We start from the raw sequence: 25,419 nt of genomic DNA, 5'->3' as shown, positions 1-25,419 counted from the left end.
GCAGCCGGAGCAAGGTCAGTACGTTGAATGTTGTTGCGGAAGTGAAGAGGGGAAGCGGTGAGCTGTGCGGCGGGGTTACAGCTTAGGAGAATTCAGATTCGTGATCGTGACTGAAGCCGTATTCGTGATCGCTTTGCATGTGCCTCATTAAATAGCTTTTTAGGAATGCAGCAACTGCACAGATAGACTCGATCAGCAGGACCAGGAGGAAACTTCGGACTGCTTGGTTCATGTGGGGGCTCCTTGGTAGAGGTGGAACAGTGAAGGTTTTACAGCACTGTTCTTATACCAATGGGGGTGGAAAATATTGAATCTGCTGTTGTAATTCAGGTTTGTGCCAATAGGAAGTGCCGGTGGAAAGTCGCCATATTTGATTGCTGCAGAAGAACCCAAACCGGACATTGAAAATGGAGTCCAGCGTAGATGTACTGGAAGAATGCGTTAGTTCAATCGAAGGTCATTTAGATGTGTGGTTCAAGGCGTGGACGTTCGATGATCTCTGCAATGTTAGCGATGCTGCCAATACTAATTGTGATTGGCTCGATGTGGTGAATAGGCACAGGCGGTCTCCAGGCAAACCGCCATTCCTTCTGGAGGATAAATGGAAGCGGTTTGGAAAACACCGCCCCAAGTGGACTGTCGCCGCCATAGACGACAGGTGCGTCGATGCCACCCCACTCCAGCAATGCCGATTGAGCCTCAGCGTGAAATCTCTCAGCAAATGTTTCTACATCATGAATAACGAGGCATGCATCGGTGCCAGGGAAATCTTGAAACAACAATTCATCCCAAATCTCCGAGAAGCATATCGTCAAGTAATTTGTACCAACTTCTGACTGGTAGACTATTTCACCGATTGGCTTCAGTTGCTGCCCAGTGCCTTCCACCGTAATGGTGACTGTGTTCGCCGGGGATTTGCTTACTCGAATAAGTTCATCATCGTGTCGTGCGTGATCGGTTTCGTGATTTTTGTAGTCACTAGCTGGTCGAAGGCGAAATTCTCCAAAATTGAGAGATCGTTCCAGCCATTTTCTTTCTGAGTACCGATAGAGTTTTGACGGGCGTGTCATGTCAATTTGCATGGATTGTCCAACGTGATGTGTATAGCGTTAAAGTGTATTCCAAAACGATATTTTCAGATGTGTGATCCGAGACGATCGGTTCGAATTACTATTTAATCGAGTAACCGCTTCCAGCCGAGATGGAATAGCGAGTAGCTTTATACATCTGAACATGCAGTCGCTTCTGGCCGATCTGAAACATTCAATACAAATCATGCCTCGATTTTATTGTTCGTGTCTGAGCAGGCTGAGATTACAGAAAATCAGGCACTGCCCGATCAATCCCGCCACATTTCCTGTTCCAAAGAAAATTGCTCCAGGACCTCGACCACCAAGTTACGCCGATGTTCGCTTAGGCTCCGCAACTTTATCAGCAATTTGAGCTCATCATCCGTCGGTTGGATTGTTGCGGCTGATTTTCTTGCTGATACCTTTCGTCCAGTAGTCGTTGCTGGTCTATCTTCAGCAATACCGTAACGAAGCCACTGTGCTGACACATTCAACCACTCTGCGAGGGTTTCGATTTTGTCCGGTGTAGGCCGTGCTAATCCGTTCATCCACTTCTGCGCAGCTGCTGGCGTTATAGAGTCGTGTTGGTGACGTAAGTTGAATTGCAACGCTAACTCAGTGGGAGTCTCGATTTTCTTCGAACTCCGTTTCAGCGCCTGCTTCAGCCGCAGGGAAAATTCTAGTTTTTCGTTAATTGGGGTTGGCATTCCCCCAGTGTGAAATAAGCTGTGTCGTGTTTGAAAACAATATGGTTGTTGTGATATACCAAATGGTAAAATTAAAAAACCGACCACTTAAGGCGGCATAACCCCGAATGACAACCCCCACAGGGCGAACTATGACGCAATTTACTGAAAACGAAGATGAAGGTAGCGGCTTTAAAGATGCCGCTAAGGATGGGACTAGAGAAGGTGTCAGGAATTTCTTTAGTGGATTCGGTAGCGGCTTGGGACTGGCTGTTGCAGGGTTGCTTGTGACAATTGTCAGTGGAATGTTTTTCGATCGCAGCGATCATTGAAGGAGTGAGCATGGGATTACGCAAACTACTTGACGCTGGCCTTTTGGTAATGGGATCTCGGCACGATGGACAGGTAAAAAATCTTGCCGACATGTCGAGTACCTCTTTAAAACGTCAGGGATATGCCGATGAAAATGGCAATTGGACCGACCGAGGCTTTGACCGGGCCACAACCAAAGACTATGCGGTCCTCGAAAAATCCCGGCAGTCACGCATCAAGTCGGGTAAATAACTACACAAAATCAGGGAGATCAAAATAATGGATATGGATATTAATCAGGTGTCTAATCAAGTGTCAGGCATTACTGCTATCTCGCCAAAGAAAAACCCTTCTGCTGCAATGATCTGGAGCATTTTGTGTGCTGGGTTCGGCCAGTTTTACAACGGGGACACGGCGCAGGGCGTGGCATTTTTTATCGCAACTGTTCTTTGCTGGGTAATTTTTTGGCCGATTTGGATTATTGTTGTTATAGTAAGTGTTGATCATGCTTATAGACGTGCCAACGAAATTAATGAGCAGATTGCTGGGATGCTTGCTGAGAAGCGCAGTAAAGAGAACGAAGAGGACGCCATCAATGCTACCCACACCAAAGTTGCTGATCTGGTGATCAAGGTAGAAAAAATTTATGCGCTGAACAAGAGCGGCTTATTGAGCGAAGAGGAGTATCGGTCAAAAGTGTCGTACCTCATTAGCGAGTTGTCCGAGAAGAAGCCTTTTGAGAGTGCGGAAGATTTTTTAACAGCGCTGATTCCCTTGGCCGGCTCTGGAGCATTGAATGCTGACGATTTATCGAGGATCAAAGCGACACTCTGACTAAGGAGTATGAATTTGTTGTGCTTAGACCCGCCTAAACAGCGGGTTTTTCATTTTTATTGTCAGTATTTTTAACGCAGTCCATTCCTTGAACTAAAATAATAATGACAGGCAGTTAATAAGTAATTGCTATGTTCATATAAGAAAAATAACAAGGACAGAAATGTATCCCATCCCACAAAATTACGTAAAGATTGCCGTGGAAAGGATCGGCGGAGTAACCAAGTCAGCCAATGTTATGGCGGTATCCGGAACGACTATTCATAGTTGGATTAAGCAAGGCAGGATCGTCAATATTGACAGAGCCAAACTGATGGCGGAACTCAGCGGTGTAGAGCTTAAGCAGTTGAGGAGTACATTGTGATGGACTTCAATACAATAAAAAAAATGCAAGAGTGGCGGATAGAAATCAGTCCAGTTACTGGTAAGCCACGTTTCATTGCTAATAACAACGATGTTATGTTTTACGTTGAACGCTTGGGAGGTATTGCAGCTGTTTGTCGGCTTTTTAATGTAGATGTGATAACCGTAAATTTATGGATAGACGAGTCACATATCCCCCAACCATATGCTGACAAGGTATGTGGCCTGACCGGCGCAAACATCAGGTGCATTCAAGAGGCTTGGAGTTACGTATACGACGAAAATGAAGTATGGCCCCCAGTCCGCTGCTCTTATCTAATCAAAGAGCTTGGTCTTCCTCAGATCATGGATGACGGCAAAACTTTTGTGACGTCAAAGCGAATTCGGAAAGTGAAGAGACCCACGAGTGAGAAGTAACAGGTAGGGGAAGGGTGTAAGGCAGAAGACAGTTATTTCAACTTATCTGGAAATACATCTATCGGGTAGCACATGGGTAGCACAAGTAGGGAAAATCGGAAACTTTGAAAAACACAAAGTCCCAATATTCATAGGTAAAATATAAGTGCGGCTGGCTGGAATCGAACCAGCGACCCTTGGCTTCGGAGGCCAATACTCTATCCACTGAGCTACAGCCGCATAAGTGTACGTAATCATCAGCAAATCTTATCAAGTCCATACCGCTTTAAGTGGTGCGACTCTTCGCTGATAACCAGAGGCGTGAAGGATACCGTTTTTCTGGGTGTACGTCCATGCCATGTCGCCCTTATTGTCCGTTGTAGTCAAAGTTTTATCGTTCCAAATCGCAATTATTACGTCTATAATCAACGGTTAGCTTTGAGTTGCATAGAATGCATCTATTTTCAACCCTCCTAGTTTAAAAATGTACTGAGGACTTTATGAGCGACGCACATCACGAAGAACAATCGGCGATCAAAACGCCGAAGCAGTTAATTGTTGCTGTACTTGCAGGTTTTTTGGTTCCTATCATTTGCATCATATTGTTGGTTCAGTACGTGACTAACGTACAAAAAGTCGGGGCAGGTTCGGAGGGGCAGACGGCAGAAGCGATTGCAGCGCGTCTGAAACCAGTTGGTGATGAGGGATTTACGTTTAAAGATGTCAACGCTCCGCGGGTATTCTTGACCGGTGAAGAGGTGTTTAAGTCAACTTGTTCCGCTTGTCATGCCACTGGCGCGGCTGGCGCACCGAAAGTTGGCGATGCTGCGGCTTGGGGTCCACGTCTTGCGGTTGGTGAGGATAAAGTTATTGGTTTTGCATTAAGTGGCTTGCGTGCCATGCCGGCCAAGGGTGGTAACCCTGATCTGGATGATGTCGAAGTTGCACGTGCCGTGGTCTATATGGTCAATCAATCCGGCGGCAAATTTAAGGAGCCAGAAGTGCCGGCGCCAGCTGCTGCGGCAACCGCAGACACTTCGGCTAGCGCAGCAGCAGTCGCAAGCACTGCATCGGCACCAGCTGCAAAATGACGTGAACGAGATTTGCGTTGCTGCGTTAAATAGCAACCGCACATAAAAAATGCCGACTCTGTGAGTCGGCATTTTTATTTCACCCGACAAAAATATGCGAGTGAATTTATTGCCATCAATATTATTGACGTGGTTGGCCAGGCTCAGTAACGAAAATTTCAACACGGCGGTTTGCAGCACGGCCAGCGACAGTGCTGTTATCTGCGACTGGACTTTGCGAGCCGAAGCCTTGAGCATTAATACGGTTAGGTGCAACGCCGCGAGAGATCAGATAATTACGCACGGCACTTGCGCGGTTGAGTGACAATGGGTTGTTGACCGCATCGCTACCGGTACTATCGGTATAGCCAAAAACATCTACAACTGAGGTTGGGTTTTGATTCAAGGATTGCGCCAGGCTATCAAGAACGCGTGGAAGATTTCCTTGAATATCCGCACGGCCAGTAGCAAATCCAGCATCAGCCGGCACGCCTAATTTCAAGCGATTGTCTGGGGTTTGAGTAACTGTAACGCCAGTACCCTGAGCCGCTTGTTCCATTTTACGTTTTTGTTCGTCTTGCTTGTTACCCCAAAGCGCGCCACCAACACCACCAATGCCAGCGCCAATTGCGCCGCCGATCAGTGCGTTTTTCTTGTTGCCAGTTAATGCACCAATAGCCGCTCCGGCTACTGCGCCAACGCCAGCGCCGATACCGGTATCTTTTTGCGTGTCATTCATATTGGCACAACCTGTTGCAGCCAAAGTAACGGCCAATGTGAGAGCACCTAGCTTAAATTTATTCATTGTGTTTCCCTTCATAAGTTAAGTATCTTCAAAAAACAGCAGTGTTGCTGCAGATCGACGTTAAGTTAGCCCGCATAACTGTTTATGCGTTATCGCCCCAACTAGCCGTACAGTCCGTATTGTCTGCGTCGGGACGCCTGGCCTAAACAGTTATGTGGACTTACTACTCGCTATCTACAGATTTGTTACTCTTGAATCTAAAGTACGCGGCACCTGCGCCGATGGCGGCAATGAGTGCGCTGCCAACGATCAGTGACTTACGTGGATAGTGTTTTTTGGACAAAAAGGAAGCACCGGTTGCCAATAGCGGTGCCAATACCTGGAGGCCAACCGCTTTAGTTGCAGGTTGTTTAATCAACGAATACGCCATGCCAGTGGCACGTCCCAACAGATTTTTGCTCCAGGAGCGGGTGTTCAGATTGGACCTGACGGCATCGCGACAATGAATCATTTCGGCACGAAAGGCAGCACCTTCTTGCAGCAATTGCAATTTGCGCTCGGCCAGGGAACGATGGCGATCATAATTGGGAAGTTGCGTCATATGTGCCTCAAAGAAAAATAAGCTAAAACATTCATAGCAAGGCATCCCGATCTTTGCGCAATTCATTCATCGTCGCCGGCAACCCGATGCGACCCTGGCGCAAAATTGAACGCACATACAGTCCCATGGCGATGGCGACGAAAGTGAAAAAAGCGGCCAAAATCAGAATTATCTTCCAGCCCAGGCTATCCCACGCCAATACGATGACTAAGCCGCTCCAAAAAGCTAACGCAAATAAGAGCGCCAGAATACCAAGCGAAAATACCAGCAGCAATTTGACGATATGCGAGCCAATTTCAGAGAATTCCAACGCTGCCAGTTCAGCGCGGCTTATCAGTAATGCAAACAGATTCTTTGCCGTACCTATCAGGCCTGAGACTAAACCGATGTGCGCATGCTTATCGTGCGTTTTGCGAGCTTTGCTATGCGTATCGCGCGATTCATGACGCGCTGATGAGTCTGAAGATGAGTGATCCATGTCCGCCTATAAGTTCCGCTGCATTGTGCTACTCAGAATTCCAATGATGTGCAGTGATTATTTACGAGAAATGATAAGACCAAACAATAACCCAACCGTGGCCGAAACAACAACCGCATGCCACGGATGTTCTTGTACATAATCATCGGTAGTGGCGGCGATTTCTTTGCTGGTTTCTACTGCAACCGCTTGGGCATTTTGTGCCTTCACAACTGCAGAATCGAGCAACTGCGCACCCTTGATACGTAAATCTTCAGCTTTTTCACCGGTCGATAATGCCGCTTCGTGAAACATATCCTGCGCATCTTTGATGAGCGTTTTGATATCACCACGTGTAGTTCTTATACTGGATCTATGCATCGTGTTACTCCTTGCCAAAAAATACAAGTATAGCGAATAGAATTTTGAAAAACTGCCCTGCACTAGGCAATCTTTGTCTTATTGCTGCTACAGATTGTTACATATTGTTATGGATTGCGGTAATTGGCAATAGCAAAACATGCTGCCGATGAAATCGCCCATAGAGATGCAATGCCGTATGAATGCGCAATCGCCTAAACCCGATCGCGCAGTTCGGCAATCTTTTCAATATTACCAATTTGGATAATGACCGGACGCAGGGCAATTGTCGGTTGCGCGGGACGCCATGCAAACAGCCATTCGTTTTGAGATACGTCGTGCTGATTCTTTGTAAACGCAGTACCTAACGGGCTTTGCTTGCCATAGGAAATGGCGGCATCAATTCCAGCCCAATTGGGCAGCATACGCTGTGCTGCACGATGAATGCGCTCGCCGAATTCTTCCGGGTTATTGATCACCAGGCAGCAATTATTGTCGCCAAAGGTAGCGAATAACGCATCGTTAAATACGCTGGTCATGCTCAGCGTGAGCAGCTGTATTGTTGAGCGTCCATGATGCAGATGCTGTATTTGCAGGCTGTCGACCGGAGGCCGCAGGCGGAATTCGCCTGATGTGAGCGAGCGTTCTAACCAAGTACGTTGCGAGTAACGATAAAGCTTGGGTGGGCGTTGATAATCTACTGGTGACATGATGCACTGGCCCTAATCTTATTTTAAGGGTGGTTTAAATCAAAAGAACTTTGGTGAAACTAATTAAAGATGCAATTCACCATTTGCTTCTGGTTGATATGTCACTTCTAGTACGCGTAAGTTCAAATCTCTGCCGCCAGGTCCTTGCCATGAAATGGATTGGCCAACCGACAGACCTAATAAAGCACTACCAACCGGAGCCAAAATAGACACGGAGTTAGGTAGATTTGCTTGATGTGGGTAAACGAGTTTTAAAGTGTATTCGGTGTTGGTTTTGTCGTCGACAAAACGTGCTTCCGAATTCATGGTGATCACACCCGCCGGAATTTTGTCTTGTGGCAATATGCTCGCGCGCTGAAGCTCGCTTTTTAGCGCGTCGAGTCCAGGTGCGTTCAGATAAAGCTTTGAATCGAGTAATTGTTCGATACGTTCAAGATCGTAGCCGGTAATAGAGATCGGGGGTTTAACATCCATAATATTTTCGTAAAAGTAGGAGCAGGATGGGAATAGGCGACAAGCTTATTGTGCTGCAGAGCACATCTCAGATTGTTATTGCTCACTCGGTGTAGCACGATGGTAGGCCAGAAGCGCCGAGGATGCAAGTGCAGGCCCGGCAATCGCCATATTTAACAAGTACGCGGCCAGTAATTACTCGTGCATTTGCTCTGCGGCGGTCGAGTGCAATTGGAAGCGCCCATCATCATTGAACAGCCAGGTCTCTATCATTTCGACACGACCATTTCTTAAGTAGCGTGAAGCCGGTTGAGGAAACGGCGCCGCGTTTTTGAGAGACGCTAATGCGGTCGCTTCATTGGTGCGGTCTTTGTTAGAGCGCATGATTTCGGAGCGCAATAATTGCCCATTCGCACCGATATAAAACTTCAATACAATCACCGAGCGTAATAAAGCTTGTGGCCGAACGGTATATGTTTTTCCTGGATTCGCCGCGATGATGCGCTGCGCAACGTCTTGCTTATAATCGCCTAATGCTGCCTGGCTGACTGCGCCAGAATTACTCGTGCCCGTAAATATGCTACTTACACTGCTGGGTAGTAAGTTGCTGCAGCCAGCTAAAAGTAGCGTGCTGGCGCAAATCGCAGCTGTAATTTTTTTCGTTGTGATCATGTCCGAGCGCATCTGTGGGCGGAAAATTTCCAAGCGCAAATATTATCATCGGAGTGTGACAGCGAATATTGCTGTCATGCTTTGTTACTTATTCAGGACTTGCATAAAAAAACGCCAGCATTAAGCTGGCGTTTTTTCAGGCGAAAATAAAATTTCGCCGTGCTTGTTGCTGAATGCTGATTTACCTGAGCTTGAGTAATTTGCTAGTGGCATTAACTGCCGCAGCCAATTTACCAATATCACGCAATTCTGCAGCAGTGACGCCGAGCTTTTTTAATTCAGCGATATGACCCGTAACGCAACCACGGCATTTGCCGATGATGGATGCAGCCAGGGCGTATATCTCAAAATGCTTTTTCTCGACGCCGCCGTGGGTGGCATAGGCTTGCATACGGATTTGCGGCGGTTGGGCTGATAACTCAGCATCTTCAGCCAAATCCAAATAGCTGTACCAGATATTGGTCATGCCCATGATTGCCGCTGCAGTTTTGGCTGCCGTGGCTTCCGCTTCGTTGCTTAAGCCGGAAAATGCTTCAACCAATTCAGGGCTGCCTGCGGAAATTGCCGCAGCAATCCCTGCCGCTGCCGCCACTTCAGGCGCTAATCCTGATTTGTTCAAAGCGTTGTCCAGTGTAATCCAGACGTCCTTGGCATATGGGGGAATAGCATCCCGTAGTTGAAGCATATCCATACGTTTCCTTATTTAGTCTTGGTGTGGCTCAATGTGTCAGCGCCAGGTGCGCGGTTGCATTCACACAGTTCTCCAGTTTGCAATGCATCCAGAATACGCAGTGTTTCGTCTGGATTGCGGCCAACTTCTAATGGATTAACGCTAACGTGCTGGATGACGTTTTGTGGGTCAACAATAAATGTTGCACGCAATGCGACGCCAGCTGGATGACGAATGCCCAATTGGTCGATCAAAGCACCAGTGATGTCAGCGAACTGCCAGTGGCCAAGTTTGTTCAGATCTTTGTGCTCACGGCGCCATGCCAATTTGCAGAATTCATTGTCTGTAGAGCCGCCCATCAATACTGCATCGCGGTCTTCAAAATCACGCGCCAGCTTGTTGTAAGCGACGATCTCAGTTGGGCAAACGAATGTGAAATCTTTTGGGTAGAAATAGATGATTTTCCATTTACCTTCGAACGATTTCTCGTTGATATCTTCAAATGCCGATACGCCGCCTTCTTCTGGCAAATTAAAGCCAGGTTTAACGCCAACAACGCTAAATGGTGCCAGTGATTGTCCGATTGTTTTCATAGCATTTCCTTATTCAATAGAGTAACTAAATTATATACAAATAACCGATAGTATTAATTGTATCTTCCTATGGCAGCGATAGTCGACGGCATAAGTGCCACATTTTTCAGCAGCTTATCCTCAACCATCACCAATATTGACCGGATCGTACAGGCAGTACATCCATAAAAGAATCACATCGCAGTCACACGTCATGCACGAGGCCTTGATGTTGATTCAGGCTGGAAGGATAGCAGACTCATTCGGTCTGCGCAGAATTCCCGTATACTGGAAAGGTGTCGCTGTTTTTCTATGTATTAGGAAGATAAAAAAGGGCATGAAATAACGCTGGAGGCGTGTCTAGAAAAAATCTTTGAAAATTTTTATACAAACTCTAGCAAAATAAAAAAACTCATGTATAATTCGGCCTCTCTTAGACGTAGTAACAAACGTTTCAGAGGTTGGAAAAAGTTTAATTGGGAGCTTAGCTCAGTTGGTAGAGCAACGCCCTTACAAGGCGTGGGTCGGCGGTTCGAACCCGTCAGCTCCTACCAATTAAACAGTTGTATTAGCAAGGAGCGGTAGCTCAGTTGGTTAGAGCGCTAGCCTGTCACGCCAGAGGTCGCGGGTTCGAGTCCCGTCCGCTCCGCCAAGATTATAAATGCCCGCGAAAGCGGGCATTTTTATTTGTAAAACGCTTTTGTGTTTAATGCACATGCTGTTTGTGGCGTGCGGGAAATCGCTTGCTTGCGACGCATTGCCTCGCAGAATGCAGAAGGATCAGCTCTGTAAAGAATATGCCTAAATAATGGCCGTATTTAGTTTGCGCTAGATACGGTTTTTTGTTTTTGCCGCTTAATTATTTAGCGCCGGGTCAATATGTATAAATTCTAAATTAATATATAATTTCCATGTCGCAACTAACTTTCTGTTAGGCAAGATCGCGTTCAACACCCCACAGACATTTGCGATTTCATAGTCGAGAGCGAGAAATTTGTTAAATCTCGTGAACTTTTGCCCAAAATTATTTTCTACTGGGTAATATTCTGCCATTGTTTTCTGGTGGAAATGCCTAAAGTATAAGCGTAAGTCTTTTATACCGTTTTTCTTAGGAAAATGATGAATCTGCTGCCACTTCAACCTAATTGAATTAGGCCGATAAAGCTAAAGTCTCTATGTGTTACTGATCCTATGACGTCTCAACAACTCAATAAAATTAACTCCCTATCTGAGCGCATGCTGATGTGGGTGCTGCTGAGTTGTACTTTTGACACTTTGCTGTTGGCTGGCTTCGCGCATGAAGGACTCATCAATGGTCGCATTGCGGTGCTATATGGCGCGCTCTCACTGTTTTTTAATGGCGTCTATTATGTGCTGATTAAAAGCGGTTTCAATCGCCGTTTCAAAGACCCTAGCATGACTTTTTTGCAGCTAATGACGGCTGCGTTAATGCAAGTGGGATTTTTGGTCATCGCGCCTGAAGTCGGTTATCTTTTCCTGATCAACTTATTTGCAGTGTATGCCTTTGGGATGCTCAGGTTAACTGCCGGTTGGTATCTGGCCAGTTGGCTGCTTGGCGCGTTGGCGCTAAGCATCCCCTTTCACTTGGTCGGTGTTGAAATTGCTTTTCCGATTACGGGTCATATCACCAAAATATTGGTGTATCTGTCATTTATTCTGACATTAGGCCGCTGTATGGTGATCGCCAATATGCTCGGCAACATTCGCCGTGGTTTGGCCGACAAGAATCAAGAGCTAAGCATAGCAATGAAGCATGTGCAGGAGCTTGCAACGCGTGATGCCTTAACCAATACCAAAAATCGTCGCTCTTTAGAGGAGCTTCTTGCAGTTGAACAAAATCGTTTTCAGCGCAGCGGTAGCCCATTTTGCATTGCCATTCTTGATCTGGATGGCTTTAAGGGTGTCAACGACAGTTTTGGTCATGCAGTTGGTGATGAAGTACTCAAAGCATTTGTGCAAATCGTGCACAGTCAAATGCGCCTCAGTGATCATTTCGCACGCTATGGGGGCGATGAATTTGTGTTGGTATTAACCGATACGACGGTGGCAAATGGAATGACTCCGTTGCAACGGATTTGCGACGAAACGGCGCAATATGACTGGAATCAGTTTGGAGAAGGTTGCGGCGTCACGGCCTCTATTGGTGTAACCAATTATCGGGCTGGCGAGACTATTGATATTGCTTTCCAACGCGCAGATGCGGCAATGTATGCCGCTAAAGCTGCAGGTCGCAATCAGATCGTCGCAAGTGATGAGCCTGGCTATGTCACTAGTGCCACACAAGCGATTGCACGTGCGGCAAGAGCCTAGTTAAATTTGAGGCCGAATACTATTGCATAACTATTTGTTGTCTAGCGTGGCGGCAATCGAAATAAAAAAAGGGCGCAATGCATTGCGCCCTTTTTTATGCAGACATGATTTACACAGCCGGCTCTCCGCCTAATGCAAACACCACATCACCCATCAATTTATTGAGCTCGCCCGTCATCAGCAAGAAATCTGCGTCAAAACGTTCGTCATCGTTTTTGCTGGAAGTGTCGTGCTCTTCTTTAAGTACATCCAACGGTGCTATACGTTTGATGGCCAGGCCTTCGGTGAGTACAAACGAGACGCGATCCGCCCAGGTCATCGCCAATCGTGTACATTGTTTTCCAGCGGCAATATGACGACGCACGTCGTCGGCTTCCAAAGTGTGCCGCACATAACGCACGGTGGCTTTGCTTTCGCCGGTGGCACGTAATTCCGTATCTTGATCGACCGTGAAGCCGTGTGGTGCTTCGTCAGCTGCCAGCCAATCGGTCATAGAGGTTACTGGCGAATGGACCGTACGCAAACCAGCGACTTGTAATTTATCGACCGAGCCTAGCAACAGTTTCAACACTTCTTCCGCCTTTGCCGGGCTGGAAGCATCGACCACTAACCAGCCATTCACCGGATCGATCCAGACCCATGTCGTGCGACGAATGCTGAACGCGCGCGGCAACAGTTCGTCCGTGACCTGTTCTTTTAAATCCTTTAATTGCTTGCGACCAGGGGCAAAACCTTGCTGCTCTTCGATTTCAGCGGCACGTGCTTTGGTGACTTGATTGACGACAGTGGCAGGCAACAGCTTTTTTTCAGTGCCCAAAGCCAATATCATTTGACGGTTGACCGTATGCACCAACATGCCATTGTCGCGCGGCGATATCCAGCCTTGACTTTGCAATTCCAGACTGCTGCATGAGGAAAATGCCTGCTTAGCTAAGAAACTCTCCAATTGCTCAGAAGAAATAGCCCACGGTGCTGGGATGCGATAAATCTGTAAATTCTTAAACCACATGGCGTTTTCCGTATTTCGTATTTAAAAATGAGGCGCCATTTTACACGGCAAAGGGCTGACGCAAACTTGTCCCAGCGGCGTTATATCTTAAAGTACTGTCTTCGTAGATATGCCTAACCGGAACAAATTTGCGTCAGCCCTAAAATAACTATGCTCGGCAGTTTTTCGCCGGAATTAAATACCCATATTGGTCAGGGTTGTAGCAATTTCGCGAACCACTGGTTCCAGATGCGGGTGGCGTGCAGCCAGGTTGGCAGAGATGCTTTGCACCAAGCTGACGGGATTATCCGGATTCGGTTGCTCTGCAATTTCCTCAGGAGTTTTTGCCAAAATTCCTTGAATTTCACTATCCAGATCGCGTAGCAACTCTTTCGTTTTTTCATCAACAGGCGCGCCGCTTTCCAGCGTCGCATGTAATTTTTGCAGTGCATTCTTGAGTGATTCAGTGGTCATGATGGTGCTTTCTTTTCGGTTTACGATAGACGAATGATTAATCTTACGCCACTTTAGGAGTCTGTAACAACGCCTTCATCTTTGCCAATCGCTCTTGCGGTGTCAGTTGTTCGGCTTCCGTTGGCATCGCATCGCCTTCATCAAGTTTCATTTCCTTGATAAAGCGCGACATATCACAATGCACACTTTCACCAGCGCGTTTGCGCTTCTTGCACCAACTCACATGCAAGCTGCGCTGTGCGCGGGTGATGCCAACATACATTAAGCGACGCTCTTCTTCTATCCGTGCTGCCAGCGTTTCGATGGGGGCATCGGGATCGCCTTTGTGCGGCAAAATACCTTCTTCGACGCCGATTAAAAAGACGTGCGGATATTCCAAGCCTTTCGATGCATGCAATGTCGACATCCGCACCGCGTCAGGTTCTTCATCGCGACCTTCCAGCATCGACATTAAGGCCACCATTTGCGTCAATTCCAGCAAATTCTTTTCTTCGTTATCGCCGTCCTTGCCGCCATTGCCTTTTTCTTTTAGCCAGTTGGTAAAGTCGAGGACGTTTTGCCATTTATTTTGTGCTTGCCTGTCATCGAAGCAGTCATATAAATAATTTTCGTAATTAATTTCCTTCATCATATCGTCCAGTACCGCGGCCGCATTTTCACCGCTGCCGCTGGCACCTACGCGACTGGCGCGCGCTTCCAACTGATTGATAAAGTTGCAGAATTCACGCAAAGGATAAAGCTGACGCTCCGTCAATTTTGACTCAATCCCACCTTTGAATACCGCTTCAAACAAGGAGCATTGCCACTGCCCGGCAACGGTGCCGAGTGCTTCCAGCGTCGCTTGGCCGACACCACGCTTGGGCGTAGTAATCGCACGGATGAAGGCTGGATCATCGTCTTCGTTGGCGATCAGGCGCAGATAACTGATGATGTCTTTGATTTCGGCGCGGTCAAAAAAGCTCTGCCCACCAGACATCACGTAGGGAATGCGCTCGCGGCGCAAGGCTTTTTCAAAGATGCGTGCCTGATGATTGCCACGGTACAGAATTGCATAATCAGCAAATTTGGCGCGTCGTTCAAAACGATGCGCCGACAACATGATGGCAACTTGCTCCGCCTCTTGTTCGTCATCGGCCATTGCCATGACTTTGATCGGATCTCCCAAGCCATGTTCTGACCACAAAGCTTTTTCAAACAATTTGGGATTGTTACCGATGACGGCATTGGCGGCTTGCAAAATGCGCGTCGATGAACGGTAATTTTGTTCCAGCTTGATGACTTTTAAATCAGGGAAGTCGACTTGCAGTGTTTTCAGATTTTCGATGGTAGCGCCGCGCCAGGCGTAAATCGCCTGATCGTCATCTCCCACTGCCGTGAACATTGGTTTTTTGCCGACGCCCGTTACCAGCAATTTGACCAGTTCATACTGGCAAGTATTGGTATCTTGATATTCATCGACCAGCAGATAGCGCAAGCGCCGTTGCCATTTATCGCGCACCGCCTCATTGCTGCGGAACAGTTCCACCGGCAAACGGATCAAGTCATCGAAATCGACTGCCTGATAGGCTTTTAAGGTTGCCACATAACTGAGATAGATACGGGCGGCCTGCGCCTCATCTTCTGTAGTCGCTTGCTGGAGGGCCTGATCAGGATCGATCAACCCATTTTTCCACAACGACATCGCAGTTTGTATCCGACGTATTAATTGCTTGTCGGTGGTGACGGCTAAATCTTGTACGATGGAAAAGCAATCATCGCTATCCATGATGGAGAAGCGATCTTTCAGGCCTAACTCACGCGCCTCTTGCCGCAAAATTTTTACGCCCAGCGAATGAAAGGTACTAACCGTGATATGTTTGGCAAGTTTTGGTTCTTTTAGTAACTTGGCAATCCGTTCCTGCATTTCAGTCGCGGCTTTGTTGGTGAACGTCAGGGCCGCAATATGCTTGGCGTCATAGCCGCAATCTTCAATGAGATGCGCAATCTTTTGCGTAATGACGCGTGTTTTGCCAGAACCTGCGCCGGCCAGTACCAGACATGGGCCATCCATATAATAGACGGCCTCGCGCTGCGGGACGTTCATACCTAAATTGGGAGTGGAAGACATGCGCTGGAATAGGAGAAGGGAGTAAAGTAAAGCCGGCCATTTTAACAGGGTCGCACATACGCAAAGCAGCTACGGGTAAGTAAGGCGTATAACTATTTATACGTCGTTGCTCCTCCTCGCCGTACCGTCTGCGTCGGCGCGCCTGGTCTAAACAGTCATACGGCCTTACTTATGGGACAATCCCCTCATCTCACAACTTTACAGCTTTAAACACATCATGAAATTTGAACATTTGATCGTAATTAACGATCCATCACACCCAGAAATCATGCCATTAACACGCACCCAGTTATGGCACGGACTGGTTCTTCGTGCGGAAGAGCCGAGGCTGTTTGTCGCGCATCTGGACGATTGTCAATTATTCGATCACACCACGAACTCCGTAACGCGGGAGTGTCGATATGGTCAGGTAACGATACGCGACATCGTTACTTATACGTCGCAATCGCATGTGCATTATGAGGTGCCTAAACAATTGGATATCGAAGGCTCCCACATGACTATGACGATAGAGGAACCGCAGCCGTCAGCATTTCGCGTACTTTTTTCCTATGAGGATAACGCTACCGATGAAGTTAGCGAGGAAGAAAAGCTTTATAACCAGTTCCGTTGCTCGGCGTATGAAGAGGCCGATAACGACACCATACGCGTGATTCGGGAATTGGCAGAGGAAGGCCGACTGGGTTAAATTCTGACGGTGAATTTGATGCGCAATGATGGTGCGTTCGCGCTAGAATTGTTCTGCTGAATGCTTATTCCTTAAGCTGAGTAAACGACACCATAAACAAAAATAGTTAATAACGAGGCCCATACGGGGGAGAAATATGAATCGTGTTTTATCTAAATTAGGCTGGTTTGCGCTAGCTTTGCTAGGTGCATTAGCCTTTGCCTACATCGCCGTTAATCGCGGCGAATCCATCGGTGCAATCTGGATTGTGATCGCGGCTGTTTGCGTGTATCTGATCTCGTATCGTTTTTACAGTAAATACATTGCTGATCAGGTTTTGGGCTTAGACGCAACGCGCATGACGCCCGCCTATAAACATAACAATGGTCTGGATTACGTACCGACCAACAAGGTTGTTTTGTTCGGTCATCACTTTGCGGCGATTGCGGGGGCGGGACCGTTAGTGGGTCCGGTGTTGGCGGCGCAAATGGGGTATTTGCCTGGCATGCTGTGGATACTGGCCGGTGTGGTGTTTGCTGGCGCGGTGCAAGATTTCGTGGTGCTGTTTATCTCGACCCGCCGTGATGGCCGTTCTTTAGGTGATTTGGTCAAATCGGAGTTGGGTGAAGTACCGGGGGTTATTGCCTTGTTTGGCGCCTTCATGATCATGGTGATTATTTTGGCTGTGCTGGCCTTGATCGTGGTCAAAGCGCTGACAAATTCGCCTTGGGGCACTTTCACTGTGGCAGCGACGATTCCTATTGCATTATTCATGGGAATTTATACCCGCTACATTCGTCCCGGCCATATCGGTGAAGTCTCTATCATAGGTTTCATTTTGTTGATGGGCGCACTGTTCGGTGGGCAGTATGTGAACAATCATCCAGACTTAAGCGCGATGTTCAGTTTCACTGGCGTAGAGTTAACCTGGATGCTGATCGGTTACGGTTTTATTGCTTCCGTATTACCGGTGTGGTTATTGCTGGCACCACGCGATTACTTATCGACCTTCCTCAAGATCGGTACGATACTGGCACTTGCTATCGGTATCGTGGTGGTTTCGCCTGAGTTGAAAATGCCAGCGTTTACCAAATTTATCGATGGTTCCGGTCCGGTCTGGTCAGGCAGCTTGTTCCCATTCCTGTTCATCACGATTGCCTGTGGTGCGGTCTCTGGTTTCCATGCATTGATTTCATCTGGCACAACACCGAAAATGCTGGAAAACGAAAGCCACGCGCGTTTCATTGGTTATGGTGCGATGTTGATGGAGTCGTTTGTCGCCATCATGGCGTTGATTGCCGCATCGGTGATCGAACCGGGTATCTATTTTGTGATGAATAGCCCAGGTGCATTGATTGGCACCACCGCACAATCGGCGGCGACAGCTGTTTCGCAATGGGGTTTTTACGTCACGCCGGACATGATCTTGCAAGTGGCCAAAGATGTCGGTGAGCACAGTATTATTTCTCGTGCGGGTGGCGCGCCCACTCTGGCAGTTGGTATGGCGCATATTTTGTCCGGCATTGGCGGCGGTCAGGTCATGATGGCGTTCTGGTACCACTTCGCGATTTTGTTTGAAGCCTTGTTTATCTTGACGGCGGTTGACGCTGGTACGCGTGCCGGCCGCTTCATGTTGCAGGATTTGATGGGTACTTTTGTGCCGTCGATGAAAAACATGTCTTCCTTGCCTGCCAACCTGATTGCTACCGGTTTATGTGTCGCCGCATGGGGTTATTTCTTGTACCAAGGCGTGGTGGACCCACTCGGCGGTATCAATACTTTATGGCCGTTGTTTGGTATTGCCAATCAAATGCTGGCGGCAATTGCGCTGATCCTGGGTACGTGTGTTCTGTTCAAAATGAAGCGCGAACGCTTTGCCTGGGTCACGATAGTACCGACCATCTGGTTGTTGATTTGTACGCTGACTGCTGGCTGGCAAAAAATATTCGACGCGAATCCACGCATAGGCTTCTTGTCGCACGTCGCCAAATATAAGGACGCACTGGCTGACGGCAAGCTATTGGCACCGGCCAAATCCATGGCCGAAATGCAGCAAATCATATTTAATGATTATGTCGATGCTGCGTTGGCGGGTTTCTTTATGGCGGTCGTGCTTGCCGTGCTGGTATTTGGTATTCGGACTATCATGGTGGCACGTGCTAACAACAAGCCGACAACTAAAGAAACACCATTTGAAGCGTTTCCTGCGAATGTCAGTGGCGCATAAAGAACGGTGGTAAGGAGTCAATAATGTTAGATGAATTAGCCAAAGCAGGTCGCTATCTCGGGCAAACCATGCGACTGATGGTCGGCATACCGGAATACAGCACTTATGTGGCGCACATGGAAAAAATGCATCCAGACAAACCTGTGATGACATATGAAGAGTTTTTCCGCGAGCGTCAGGAAGCGCGATATGCTGGTGGGGTAGGGAAGTGTTGTTAAAGTTGTTGATGTAAATAAAACAGGCGGAGTACAGAAATGTACTTCGCCTGTTTTTTATTCAGTTACTGAAGTTGTGCATGACATCACGCAGTTGCAGGCATAAAAACGACATTAAACTTGATCGCCGTCACGCAATGGCGATAGTTTGACAGTGACTTTTCGGGGAAGGACTTTACGCTCTGCCAGCCATAACAACAATATCGCGATAATCGAGTACACCCAATAATCAATTGGCACAGGCCCCAGCCAGACTTTATGCCATGGCACATCGGTCGGGTTAAAGCGTCCTAAACCAAAAGCCGGGTTGATCAAAAACCAAAGCCAGTCTTCGGCAATCCAGAACACCATGATAGAGGCGAAAATACGTGCTTCAGTGCGCCAATTCCAGCGATCATGGAAGAAAATCGGATAATGAAACATCAGCGCAATAAAAGGAAATACCCACGCGTGATAGCCGGTCATGGCGCGACCACCCCAAAAAATATCGAGTAGCCAGTGATGCTCTATGCGCCAGGTCGGTAAGCTGGTGGCCCAGCCATGACCGCCTTCAATTTGAATTTCTACATTGGCGAAAAAATACGCCAGCAAAAGGACCCAGAACAGCATAAGGCATAGCCTGAGTTTAGGATGTGGATTTTGATCAGTTACGGGCATGATGAATTATTATTAAAATTATATCGTTACGGCATCTTCGACCGACGTGGAAGAGTGTGGCACATGGTCGGTTTTACGAATCCTCTGCTGCGACTTGCTTTCCAGCTGTTGCAGTACAGTGTGCAGCACGGTCCGCCCCGCATGTGGCCGACCTAAAGCTTGGCTGCGGCTGCGTAACTGCGCCAGCAAATGCGGATGCTGTAACAGGACATTCAGACGATATTCCAGAGCGCTTAAATCAACCGCTTTGAGCGCAGCGCCTTGTTCTAGTAAATAATCGGCGTTGCGTTCTTCTTGTCCGGGAATCGGCGAATGAATAATCATCGGCACGCCCATTGCCAGACATTCCGAGGTCGTTAAGCCGCCGGGTTTGGTAATGGCCAGATCAGCACATGCCATCAATTGCTCAATTTGCTGCGTAAAACCGAGCGCGCGTAAGCGATGCGGATGTTTGTCCGCGATTTGCTGCAAATTCGCTAGCAATTCGACATTTTTCCCTGCTACGGCCAGCAATTGAAAGTTGCCATCCATGCTCAGCAAGCGCTGTACCGTTTTATCGACGCCGCCGATACCCGCACCACCCGACATCATCAGCACTATCGGACGTCTGGCGTCGAGTCCGAAAGTCGCCGCGCAATGGGCGCGATCTAGCGGCTGTGCAAATGCGGGCATGATGGGGATACCGCTAATGTGTATCGCTGCTGGATTGACACCTTTGCTCGCCATGCGAAAAGCGATCTCCTCGCTGGCAGCAAAATAACCCTGCATATGCGGTTGCAACCACATGCTATGCAAATCAAAGTCGGTTACTTGCACCCATACCGGGCAAGTCATGCGCAAATTGGCGATTTCACGCGCCAGCATTTCAGCGGGCAGGAAATGGGTGCAAATAATTGCTTCAGGAGCATGATCGTTGATCGCGGCGCGTAGTGCGCGTGTACTAAGGCGTTCCATCGCGCGACGCAATTTTTGCATGGTGGCACTAGGCAGCGCATTGTCGCTTTTTTGATAAACGTAACCCCATACAGCGGGGTGGCGATTGACCAAATGCAGGTAAAAGTCCGTGTAAATGGAACGAAAGCCGCTGGAAACATAATCCATCGCATCCAGATGCACCGCTTCGACATCGGGGAATTCTGTTGCATATGCTTTGATTGCCTCGGCAGCGCGCATGTGGCCGCTGCCGGCTGAGACGCTTAGTATGAGTATCTTGCGCATTGCTGGGGTGGCATGAGGGACATGATGGGAAGGTTCGGTTGTACTAAACATAATGTGTCAGCATAGTGACCGATTATGTCAAGAGTGTGAATTGCGTAATACTGTGTAACCGGAATTGGCGAAGTGTTGTTGCCAGCCTGCATCACCAGGTCTATCAACGCTGTTAAGTCATCATCTTTTTAACGAAACCAGTTAACACGCAATCGATAGGATTTGACGCCGGGTAACCAAAGATTTTTCAGAAGGCGAAGCGCGTTATAGTGAAAAATGGTGAGATGGAAGGAGTTGAGCGATATAGGAGTTAAAATGCGGGAGTTTGATGGAGATACATAGAAAAAGCATCAAGCCCAGATTGCGCTTGATGCTGTACAAATTTACGCGGTAAACGTGCCTTCCGAAACCAGCGCGGTCAACGGCAAACGAGGGCTAGGTGTTTCGCCTTTTTGCAAATGCTCTGGCAGCGTTGCTTTGTCGCCAAGTTTTCCGATCGCTACTGCTGCTTCGATGGCGAAGTGAGCAGGAATAGCCAAATCAATACGCGTTTTTTCTTTGTCGAATCCAGCCATGCCGTGCGCGTACCAGCCGGATAAGCTCGCTTGTAGTGCCAGATAACCCCAGGCCGAACCAGCATCGAAAGAATGTGTTGGTGCTGGCTTTTCTTCTGTGGTTCCAGGTGCCGCGAAAGTGGTTTTGGATAAAACGATGACCAAAGCAGAGGCATTTTCTGCCCAGCTGCGATTGAATTCATTTAACAAGCCGAGCAATTTTGTCCAATGTGGCGTTCCACGGCGGGCAAAAACAAAGCGCCACGGTTGCGCATTGTAGGACGATGGCGCCCAGCGTGCGGCTTCCAGAATCGTGAATAACTCGGTTTCACTCATTTCTTCATTGGTGTAGGCGCGTGGCGACCAACGGTTAACAAATTGGGGATTGATAGGGTAATCGGCAGTACGTGTCATTGTGACTCCAAACTAAAAATTAGAAGCGCATCTTAGCAGCAGTTTTTGGTGCTTGCAGACAAGATGCTATTAGCGGCATTATCTCTAAGTAAGAAGGTGACTAGTTAACAGATGATCGCGGCTTCTGCGAAAGCGGGATGCTATATGCATGTTTTATCAGCATAGTTACACAGCATTACTTATACGGTGTTGCAAGCCGGTATAATCGTCGATTGCCGTATTTTGCTTATATTTATTGATTGCTATCCTATGCTCGCTCAACAAAAACAACAGATCATCGACCTTTTCAACGACGCTTTGCAGCCTATTGTGCTTGACTCAGGTCTGCAACCAGCGGTGACGCTGGAGCGTCCGCGCGATCCGTCGCATGGCGATATTGCTTGCAACATTGCCATGCAGTTGGCCAAGCCTTTGAAAAAAAATCCGCGTGAACTGGCGCAGACTCTGGTCGCCGCAGTACTGGCGAACCGCGCTGGCGCGAATTTGATCGCCTCGGCTGACATCGCTGGCCCTGGATTTATTAATTTGCGTCTGACTGACGCGGCCAAACAGGAAGTGGTCAAAGCGGTATTGCGTGAAGGTGCAGAATTTGGCAAGAGCACATCTGGCGCGGGCAAAAAAGTAATGGTGGAATTTGTCTCCGCCAATCCAACTGGCCCTTTGCATGTCGGTCATGGCCGTCAGGGTGCGTTGGGCGATGCGATGTCGGCTTTGTTTCAAGCGCAAGGCTATGCGGTCACGCGAGAATTCTATTACAACGATGCAGGCGTACAAATTGCGACCTTGGCAAATTCAGTGCAAGCGCGCGGCCGTGGTCTGAAACCCGGCGATGCGGATTGGCCGGAATCGGCTTACAACGGCGATTATATTGCTGAGATTGCACAAGACTTTCTGGCGAAGAAAACCGTCGCTGCCAGTAATGGAGCTCCGGTAACGGCAAGCGGCGATATCGACGATCTTGAATCAATTCGCCCGTTTGCGGTTACTTACTTGCGTCGTGAGCAAGATCTGGACTTGCAGGCATTTGGCGTCAAGTTTGATAACTACTATCTGGAATCGTCGTTATATCAGGATGGCAAAGTCAATGCAGCAGTGGAAGCCTTGATCGCGGCAGGGAAAACCTATGAGCTAGATGGTGCTTTGTGGCTGCGCACTACCGACTACGGTGATGACAAAGACCGCGTGATGAAAAAGTCCGACGGTACTTACACGTATTTTGTGCCTGACGTCGCGTACCACATTGTCAAATGGCAGAGGGGTTTTGGACAAGCGATCAACGTCCAGGGCAGTGATCATCACGGCACTATCGCCCGCGTACGCGCTGGTTTACAAGCCGCCGACGTTGGTATCCCACAGGGCTATCCTGATTACGTGCTGCACAAAATGGTGACAGTGATGAAGGGCGGCGAGGAAGTGAAAATTTCCAAACGTGCCGGTTCTTACGTCACTTTGCGCGATTTGATCGAGTGGTCCGCCGGCGATGCGGTCGACGAAAACGGCAATCAGGATTTGGTACGCGGACGCGATGCGGTGCGATTCTTCTTGATCTCACGCAAAGCCGATACCGAGTTTGTGTTCGATGTCGATCAAGCGTTGGCACAATCGGACGAAAACCCCGTGTATAACGTGCAATATGCGCATGCGCGGATTTGCTCTATTTTAAGACAATGGACTGGAAGCGAAGCGGTACTTAATACGGTTGATCTGACTCCGCTGACCGCACCGCGTGAAGCTTTGCTGATGGCAAAACTGGCTGCTTATCCAGATATGCTACAACACGCGTTGGATGAGCTGGGTCCACATCAGGTTGCATTTTATCTGCGCGATCTGGCTGGCGAATTGCATAGCTACTACAATGCTGAACGCACTCTGGTGGATGACGAGGCGCTCAAAATGGCGCGTCTGGCATTGATGGTGGCAACGCGCCAGGTATTACGCAATGGCTTGGCGTTGATTGGCGTATCTGCGCCGGAGCGTATGTAAAAAGTGACTGCTTCTCTCTTCCACTTGCGGGAGAGAGAGGCACAACAAGTAGGTATTTCATTGACACAATTTCCAAGGAAGTCGGAAAGTATGCGCAAACAAAATCACAGCAAGAATCACAGCAAAAATCAGGCCGGCGGCACCATGTTGGGTTTAATTATCGGTCTGATTATAGGTTTGGCCATTGCCGTCGTGGTGGCGATACTGATTACTAAAACACCATCGCCATTTAACAATAAAAACATTAAAGCAGATAAAAGTGCGGATGTAGTGGCAACGCCAGAACAATTGTCAGATCCGAACAAGCCTTTATACGGCAATCGCGGCACCATCACTCCGGCGCCGTCGATAACAACACCGACTCCGGAAACGCCTGTTGCAGCGCCTAAATCAACAGAGGAACCGGATTTAATCGGTGAAAAAATCCAGGAAATGCAGAAAGAAGCAAAAGTCCCTGCTGTCAGCAAGTCAACTTCAGATAAAGTTGCTGCCGAAAAAGCTAAAAAGGCTGCTGCTGACAGTGCCAGCAACAGTACCGGCACCAAGACTGATACCGCTGATGCAGGTGGCAATTGGATTTATTACCTGCAAGTCGGCGCTTTCCGTGAGCAGGCTGAGGCAGAAAATGCGCGGGCACGCTTGGCTTTGATGGGATTCGAAGCAACTATTAGTGAACGACCATCCGACGAAGGGTCTTTGTATCGCGTACGAATAGGCTCATTTAGTAGTTTAGAAACAATGAACCGTATGCGTAGCAAGCTGTCTGATAACGGCATCAATGCAGCTGTTGTACGATCAGCAAAATAAAATACTATCGAATTAACTAAAAATAAACTTATTAATAAGGGAATTTCTCATGCGTTTTTTTAAACATGCATTAGCGGTGATGGGTTTAAGTCTGGGTCTGGTTGCGGTTTCCGCAAGTGCTTCTCCTTCTGCTCCTGTTTTGGGCAAAGATTACACGCAATTGCCGCAACAACAGCCTACCGATACAGATGGTAAAAAGATTCAGGTTACCGAATTCTTTTGGTACAGCTGCCCGCATTGCAATGACTTAGAGCCAAAATTGGAAGATTGGGTTGCCAAGCAAGGCGACAAGATTGCTTTCAAGCGTGTACCAATTCAATTTGACCCGCGGTTTTTAGCGCAACAAAAACTGTATTACACACTAGAAGCATTGAATTTGGTGCCAGCGGTACACAAGAAGGTGTTCAATGCTATCCACGTTGAGGGACAACGTCTGGATAACGATGACGCTATTATCGGCTGGGCAGTAAAACAAGGTATCGATAAAAAGAAATTTACGGATATCTACAATTCGTTTGCTGTGAATGCTAAAGCGATGCAGGCCAAGCAATTGCAAGACGCTTACAAGATCGACGGCGTACCAACCATTGCGGTTGATGGTCTTTACATCACATCCCCAGCCACCGTTGGCAAGGCGATGAATCCTCCTCCAACATCAAACGACGCTTTGTTTGCGGCGACTTTGCAAACACTGGATAGTTTGATTGCAAAAGCAGAAGCAGCAGAAAAAGCCAAAGCAGCAAAACCGGCGGCTAAAGCAGCAGTTAAGAAATAATAGAAATTAAAAAATCCAACATGGTCCGTCTCTCGTAAGA

At 48.0% G+C, this 25,419-nt stretch carries 29 protein-coding genes and 3 tRNA genes; 14 read left to right on the top strand and 18 right to left on the bottom strand.

Features of this window, described 5'->3' with window-relative positions; genetic code table 11:
* Nucleotides 1-461: 461 nt before the first annotated feature.
* Together GEV47_RS09780 and GEV47_RS09775 are read right to left on the bottom strand one after the other, a co-directional pair.
* Entirely contained in the window at nt 462-1,082 is a 621-nt protein-coding gene (locus tag GEV47_RS09780; RefSeq protein ID WP_153234566.1) for a hypothetical protein, read from the bottom strand.
* A gap of 257 nt (nt 1,083-1,339) precedes the next feature.
* Entirely contained in the window at nt 1,340-1,777 is a 438-nt protein-coding gene (locus tag GEV47_RS09775; RefSeq protein WP_153234565.1) for a transcriptional regulator, read from the bottom strand.
* Nucleotides 1,778-1,908: 131 nt separating this feature from the next.
* Between GEV47_RS09775 and GEV47_RS09770 the strand changes: the two genes are divergently transcribed.
* The 4 genes from GEV47_RS09770 to GEV47_RS09755 all read left to right on the top strand — a co-directional run bounded on the left by GEV47_RS09770 (nt 1,909) and on the right by GEV47_RS09755 (nt 3,682).
* Nucleotides 1,909-2,088 carry a hypothetical protein gene (locus GEV47_RS09770; protein ID WP_153234564.1) on the top strand — a complete coding sequence of 60 codons (180 nt, stop codon included), beginning with the start codon at nt 1,909-1,911 and terminating at the stop codon, nt 2,086-2,088.
* Between the two features lie 10 nt (nt 2,089-2,098).
* On the top strand, nt 2,099-2,320 hold the full coding sequence (locus tag GEV47_RS09765; protein WP_153234563.1) for a hypothetical protein: 222 nt from the start codon (nt 2,099-2,101) through the stop codon (nt 2,318-2,320).
* A gap of 27 nt (nt 2,321-2,347) precedes the next feature.
* A complete protein-coding gene (locus tag GEV47_RS09760; protein WP_153234562.1) occupies nt 2,348-2,902 on the top strand; it encodes a TM2 domain-containing protein in 555 nt (184 codons plus the stop codon).
* A gap of 363 nt (nt 2,903-3,265) precedes the next feature.
* On the top strand, nt 3,266-3,682 hold the full coding sequence (locus GEV47_RS09755) for a hypothetical protein (protein ID WP_153234561.1): 417 nt from the start codon (nt 3,266-3,268) through the stop codon (nt 3,680-3,682).
* A gap of 146 nt (nt 3,683-3,828) precedes the next feature.
* Here GEV47_RS09755 and GEV47_RS09750 read toward each other — a convergent pair.
* A tRNA-Arg gene (locus GEV47_RS09750) sits at nt 3,829-3,901 on the bottom strand.
* A gap of 260 nt (nt 3,902-4,161) precedes the next feature.
* Between GEV47_RS09750 and GEV47_RS09745 the strand changes: the two genes are divergently transcribed.
* Nucleotides 4,162-4,752 carry a c-type cytochrome gene (locus GEV47_RS09745; RefSeq protein ID WP_153234560.1) on the top strand — a complete coding sequence of 197 codons (591 nt, stop codon included), beginning with the start codon at nt 4,162-4,164 and terminating at the stop codon, nt 4,750-4,752.
* A 121-nt stretch (nt 4,753-4,873) separates the two neighbouring features.
* On the opposite strand, the gene GEV47_RS09740 is transcribed toward GEV47_RS09745, so the two are convergent.
* From GEV47_RS09740 to GEV47_RS09700, 9 genes are all read right to left on the bottom strand, one after another.
* On the bottom strand, nt 4,874-5,536 hold the full coding sequence (locus tag GEV47_RS09740) for an OmpA family protein (RefSeq protein ID WP_153234559.1): 663 nt from the start codon (nt 5,534-5,536) through the stop codon (nt 4,874-4,876).
* A gap of 163 nt (nt 5,537-5,699) precedes the next feature.
* The gene (locus tag GEV47_RS09735; protein ID WP_153234558.1) at nt 5,700-6,077 is read right to left on the bottom strand and encodes a hypothetical protein; all 378 of its coding nucleotides are present in this window, start codon (nt 6,075-6,077) and stop codon (nt 5,700-5,702) included.
* A gap of 31 nt (nt 6,078-6,108) precedes the next feature.
* Nucleotides 6,109-6,555 carry a phage holin family protein gene (locus GEV47_RS09730; protein ID WP_153234557.1) on the bottom strand — a complete coding sequence of 149 codons (447 nt, stop codon included), beginning with the start codon at nt 6,553-6,555 and terminating at the stop codon, nt 6,109-6,111.
* Between the two features lie 57 nt (nt 6,556-6,612).
* The gene (locus GEV47_RS09725; RefSeq protein ID WP_153234556.1) at nt 6,613-6,915 is read right to left on the bottom strand and encodes a DUF883 family protein; all 303 of its coding nucleotides are present in this window, start codon (nt 6,913-6,915) and stop codon (nt 6,613-6,615) included.
* Between the two features lie 194 nt (nt 6,916-7,109).
* A complete protein-coding gene (locus tag GEV47_RS09720) occupies nt 7,110-7,604 on the bottom strand; it encodes a hypothetical protein (protein ID WP_153234555.1) in 495 nt (164 codons plus the stop codon).
* A 63-nt stretch (nt 7,605-7,667) separates the two neighbouring features.
* Nucleotides 7,668-8,078, bottom strand: coding sequence for a nucleoside diphosphate kinase regulator (gene rnk, locus GEV47_RS09715; RefSeq protein WP_153234554.1), 411 nt, complete (start codon nt 8,076-8,078; stop codon nt 7,668-7,670).
* A 174-nt stretch (nt 8,079-8,252) separates the two neighbouring features.
* A complete protein-coding gene (locus GEV47_RS09710) occupies nt 8,253-8,729 on the bottom strand; it encodes an energy transducer TonB family protein (RefSeq protein ID WP_153234553.1) in 477 nt (158 codons plus the stop codon).
* A 181-nt stretch (nt 8,730-8,910) separates the two neighbouring features.
* On the bottom strand, nt 8,911-9,420 hold the full coding sequence (locus tag GEV47_RS09705) for a carboxymuconolactone decarboxylase family protein (RefSeq protein ID WP_153234552.1): 510 nt from the start codon (nt 9,418-9,420) through the stop codon (nt 8,911-8,913).
* Between the two features lie 8 nt (nt 9,421-9,428).
* Nucleotides 9,429-9,992, bottom strand: a complete 564-nt coding sequence (locus GEV47_RS09700) for a peroxiredoxin (RefSeq protein ID WP_153234551.1) — start codon at nt 9,990-9,992, stop codon at nt 9,429-9,431.
* Between the two features lie 457 nt (nt 9,993-10,449).
* On the opposite strand from GEV47_RS09700, the gene GEV47_RS09695 reads away from it, so the two are divergent.
* From GEV47_RS09695 to GEV47_RS09685, 3 genes are all read left to right on the top strand, one after another.
* Nucleotides 10,450-10,525, top strand: a tRNA-Val gene (locus GEV47_RS09695).
* A gap of 21 nt (nt 10,526-10,546) precedes the next feature.
* Nucleotides 10,547-10,623 (top strand) — tRNA-Asp (locus GEV47_RS09690).
* A gap of 539 nt (nt 10,624-11,162) precedes the next feature.
* The gene (locus GEV47_RS09685; protein ID WP_153234550.1) at nt 11,163-12,302 is read left to right on the top strand and encodes a GGDEF domain-containing protein; all 1,140 of its coding nucleotides are present in this window, start codon (nt 11,163-11,165) and stop codon (nt 12,300-12,302) included.
* Between the two features lie 109 nt (nt 12,303-12,411).
* Here the strand turns inward: GEV47_RS09685 and GEV47_RS09680 are convergent, their stop codons facing one another.
* From GEV47_RS09680 to GEV47_RS09670, 3 genes are all read right to left on the bottom strand, one after another.
* The gene (locus GEV47_RS09680; RefSeq protein ID WP_153234549.1) at nt 12,412-13,311 is read right to left on the bottom strand and encodes a recombination-associated protein RdgC; all 900 of its coding nucleotides are present in this window, start codon (nt 13,309-13,311) and stop codon (nt 12,412-12,414) included.
* A gap of 174 nt (nt 13,312-13,485) precedes the next feature.
* Entirely contained in the window at nt 13,486-13,764 is a 279-nt protein-coding gene (locus GEV47_RS09675) for a DUF4404 family protein (RefSeq protein ID WP_153234548.1), read from the bottom strand.
* A gap of 43 nt (nt 13,765-13,807) precedes the next feature.
* The gene (locus GEV47_RS09670; protein ID WP_153234547.1) at nt 13,808-15,871 is read right to left on the bottom strand and encodes a UvrD-helicase domain-containing protein; all 2,064 of its coding nucleotides are present in this window, start codon (nt 15,869-15,871) and stop codon (nt 13,808-13,810) included.
* Between the two features lie 217 nt (nt 15,872-16,088).
* Between GEV47_RS09670 and GEV47_RS09665 the strand changes: the two genes are divergently transcribed.
* The 3 genes from GEV47_RS09665 to GEV47_RS09655 all read left to right on the top strand — a co-directional run bounded on the left by GEV47_RS09665 (nt 16,089) and on the right by GEV47_RS09655 (nt 18,983).
* Nucleotides 16,089-16,559, top strand: coding sequence for an AtaL-like protein (locus GEV47_RS09665; RefSeq protein WP_153234546.1), 471 nt, complete (start codon nt 16,089-16,091; stop codon nt 16,557-16,559).
* A 136-nt stretch (nt 16,560-16,695) separates the two neighbouring features.
* A complete protein-coding gene (locus GEV47_RS09660) occupies nt 16,696-18,765 on the top strand; it encodes a carbon starvation CstA family protein (RefSeq protein WP_153234545.1) in 2,070 nt (689 codons plus the stop codon).
* Between the two features lie 23 nt (nt 18,766-18,788).
* Nucleotides 18,789-18,983: a YbdD/YjiX family protein gene (locus tag GEV47_RS09655; protein ID WP_153234544.1), complete on the top strand. Its 195-nt coding sequence runs from the start codon at nt 18,789-18,791 to the stop codon at nt 18,981-18,983.
* Nucleotides 18,984-19,094: 111 nt separating this feature from the next.
* On the opposite strand, the gene GEV47_RS09650 is transcribed toward GEV47_RS09655, so the two are convergent.
* The 3 genes from GEV47_RS09650 to GEV47_RS09640 all read right to left on the bottom strand — a co-directional run bounded on the left by GEV47_RS09650 (nt 19,095) and on the right by GEV47_RS09640 (nt 21,814).
* Nucleotides 19,095-19,589 carry a hypothetical protein gene (locus GEV47_RS09650; protein ID WP_228124649.1) on the bottom strand — a complete coding sequence of 165 codons (495 nt, stop codon included), beginning with the start codon at nt 19,587-19,589 and terminating at the stop codon, nt 19,095-19,097.
* A 66-nt stretch (nt 19,590-19,655) separates the two neighbouring features.
* Nucleotides 19,656-20,855, bottom strand: coding sequence for an MGDG synthase family glycosyltransferase (locus GEV47_RS09645; protein ID WP_153234542.1), 1,200 nt, complete (start codon nt 20,853-20,855; stop codon nt 19,656-19,658).
* A gap of 374 nt (nt 20,856-21,229) precedes the next feature.
* On the bottom strand, nt 21,230-21,814 hold the full coding sequence (locus tag GEV47_RS09640) for a nitroreductase family protein (RefSeq protein ID WP_153234541.1): 585 nt from the start codon (nt 21,812-21,814) through the stop codon (nt 21,230-21,232).
* 249 nt (nt 21,815-22,063) lie between these two features.
* On the opposite strand from GEV47_RS09640, the gene argS reads away from it, so the two are divergent.
* The 3 genes from argS to GEV47_RS09625 all read left to right on the top strand — a co-directional run bounded on the left by argS (nt 22,064) and on the right by GEV47_RS09625 (nt 25,379).
* Complete coding sequence (gene argS / locus GEV47_RS09635) at nt 22,064-23,797, top strand: arginine--tRNA ligase (RefSeq protein ID WP_153234540.1); 1,734 nt, start codon at nt 22,064-22,066, stop codon at nt 23,795-23,797.
* 90 nt (nt 23,798-23,887) lie between these two features.
* Entirely contained in the window at nt 23,888-24,604 is a 717-nt protein-coding gene (locus tag GEV47_RS09630; RefSeq protein WP_153234539.1) for an SPOR domain-containing protein, read from the top strand.
* Nucleotides 24,605-24,653: 49 nt separating this feature from the next.
* A complete protein-coding gene (locus GEV47_RS09625; protein ID WP_153234538.1) occupies nt 24,654-25,379 on the top strand; it encodes a thiol:disulfide interchange protein DsbA/DsbL in 726 nt (241 codons plus the stop codon).
* The last annotated feature ends 40 nt before the right edge of the window (nt 25,380-25,419 follow it).

The organism is Glaciimonas soli, assembly GCF_009497155.1.
In the GTDB taxonomy this organism is placed as follows: domain Bacteria; phylum Pseudomonadota; class Gammaproteobacteria; order Burkholderiales; family Burkholderiaceae_D; genus Glaciimonas; species Glaciimonas soli.
This window is presented reverse-complemented; position numbering and strand designations above follow the sequence as displayed.

Excerpts from the sequence above, each read along its gene's own strand:
- GEV47_RS09780 (WP_153234566.1), bottom strand. The coding sequence starts at position 1,082 with ATGCAAATTGACATGACACGCCCGTCAAAACTCTATCGGTACTCAGAA.
- GEV47_RS09775 (WP_153234565.1), bottom strand. The coding sequence starts at position 1,777 with ATGCCAACCCCAATTAACGAAAAACTAGAATTTTCCCTGCGGCTGAAG.
- GEV47_RS09770 (WP_153234564.1), top strand. The coding sequence starts at position 1,909 with ATGACGCAATTTACTGAAAACGAAGATGAAGGTAGCGGCTTTAAAGAT.
- GEV47_RS09765 (WP_153234563.1), top strand. The coding sequence starts at position 2,099 with ATGGGATTACGCAAACTACTTGACGCTGGCCTTTTGGTAATGGGATCT.
- GEV47_RS09760 (WP_153234562.1), top strand. The coding sequence starts at position 2,348 with ATGGATATGGATATTAATCAGGTGTCTAATCAAGTGTCAGGCATTACT.
- GEV47_RS09755 (WP_153234561.1), top strand. The coding sequence starts at position 3,266 with ATGGACTTCAATACAATAAAAAAAATGCAAGAGTGGCGGATAGAAATC.
- GEV47_RS09745 (WP_153234560.1), top strand. The coding sequence starts at position 4,162 with ATGAGCGACGCACATCACGAAGAACAATCGGCGATCAAAACGCCGAAG.
- GEV47_RS09740 (WP_153234559.1), bottom strand. The coding sequence starts at position 5,536 with ATGAATAAATTTAAGCTAGGTGCTCTCACATTGGCCGTTACTTTGGCT.
- GEV47_RS09735 (WP_153234558.1), bottom strand. The coding sequence starts at position 6,077 with ATGACGCAACTTCCCAATTATGATCGCCATCGTTCCCTGGCCGAGCGC.
- GEV47_RS09730 (WP_153234557.1), bottom strand. The coding sequence starts at position 6,555 with ATGGATCACTCATCTTCAGACTCATCAGCGCGTCATGAATCGCGCGAT.
- GEV47_RS09725 (WP_153234556.1), bottom strand. The coding sequence starts at position 6,915 with ATGCATAGATCCAGTATAAGAACTACACGTGGTGATATCAAAACGCTC.
- GEV47_RS09720 (WP_153234555.1), bottom strand. The coding sequence starts at position 7,604 with ATGTCACCAGTAGATTATCAACGCCCACCCAAGCTTTATCGTTACTCG.
- rnk (WP_153234554.1), bottom strand. The coding sequence starts at position 8,078 with ATGGATGTTAAACCCCCGATCTCTATTACCGGCTACGATCTTGAACGT.
- GEV47_RS09710 (WP_153234553.1), bottom strand. The coding sequence starts at position 8,729 with ATGATCACAACGAAAAAAATTACAGCTGCGATTTGCGCCAGCACGCTA.
- GEV47_RS09705 (WP_153234552.1), bottom strand. The coding sequence starts at position 9,420 with ATGGATATGCTTCAACTACGGGATGCTATTCCCCCATATGCCAAGGAC.
- GEV47_RS09700 (WP_153234551.1), bottom strand. The coding sequence starts at position 9,992 with ATGAAAACAATCGGACAATCACTGGCACCATTTAGCGTTGTTGGCGTT.
- GEV47_RS09685 (WP_153234550.1), top strand. The coding sequence starts at position 11,163 with ATGACGTCTCAACAACTCAATAAAATTAACTCCCTATCTGAGCGCATG.
- GEV47_RS09680 (WP_153234549.1), bottom strand. The coding sequence starts at position 13,311 with ATGTGGTTTAAGAATTTACAGATTTATCGCATCCCAGCACCGTGGGCT.
- GEV47_RS09675 (WP_153234548.1), bottom strand. The coding sequence starts at position 13,764 with ATGACCACTGAATCACTCAAGAATGCACTGCAAAAATTACATGCGACG.
- GEV47_RS09670 (WP_153234547.1), bottom strand. The coding sequence starts at position 15,871 with ATGTCTTCCACTCCCAATTTAGGTATGAACGTCCCGCAGCGCGAGGCC.
- GEV47_RS09665 (WP_153234546.1), top strand. The coding sequence starts at position 16,089 with ATGAAATTTGAACATTTGATCGTAATTAACGATCCATCACACCCAGAA.
- GEV47_RS09660 (WP_153234545.1), top strand. The coding sequence starts at position 16,696 with ATGAATCGTGTTTTATCTAAATTAGGCTGGTTTGCGCTAGCTTTGCTA.
- GEV47_RS09655 (WP_153234544.1), top strand. The coding sequence starts at position 18,789 with ATGTTAGATGAATTAGCCAAAGCAGGTCGCTATCTCGGGCAAACCATG.
- GEV47_RS09650 (WP_228124649.1), bottom strand. The coding sequence starts at position 19,589 with ATGCTGTTCTGGGTCCTTTTGCTGGCGTATTTTTTCGCCAATGTAGAA.
- GEV47_RS09645 (WP_153234542.1), bottom strand. The coding sequence starts at position 20,855 with ATGCGCAAGATACTCATACTAAGCGTCTCAGCCGGCAGCGGCCACATG.
- GEV47_RS09640 (WP_153234541.1), bottom strand. The coding sequence starts at position 21,814 with ATGACACGTACTGCCGATTACCCTATCAATCCCCAATTTGTTAACCGT.
- argS (WP_153234540.1), top strand. The coding sequence starts at position 22,064 with ATGCTCGCTCAACAAAAACAACAGATCATCGACCTTTTCAACGACGCT.
- GEV47_RS09630 (WP_153234539.1), top strand. The coding sequence starts at position 23,888 with ATGCGCAAACAAAATCACAGCAAGAATCACAGCAAAAATCAGGCCGGC.
- GEV47_RS09625 (WP_153234538.1), top strand. The coding sequence starts at position 24,654 with ATGCGTTTTTTTAAACATGCATTAGCGGTGATGGGTTTAAGTCTGGGT.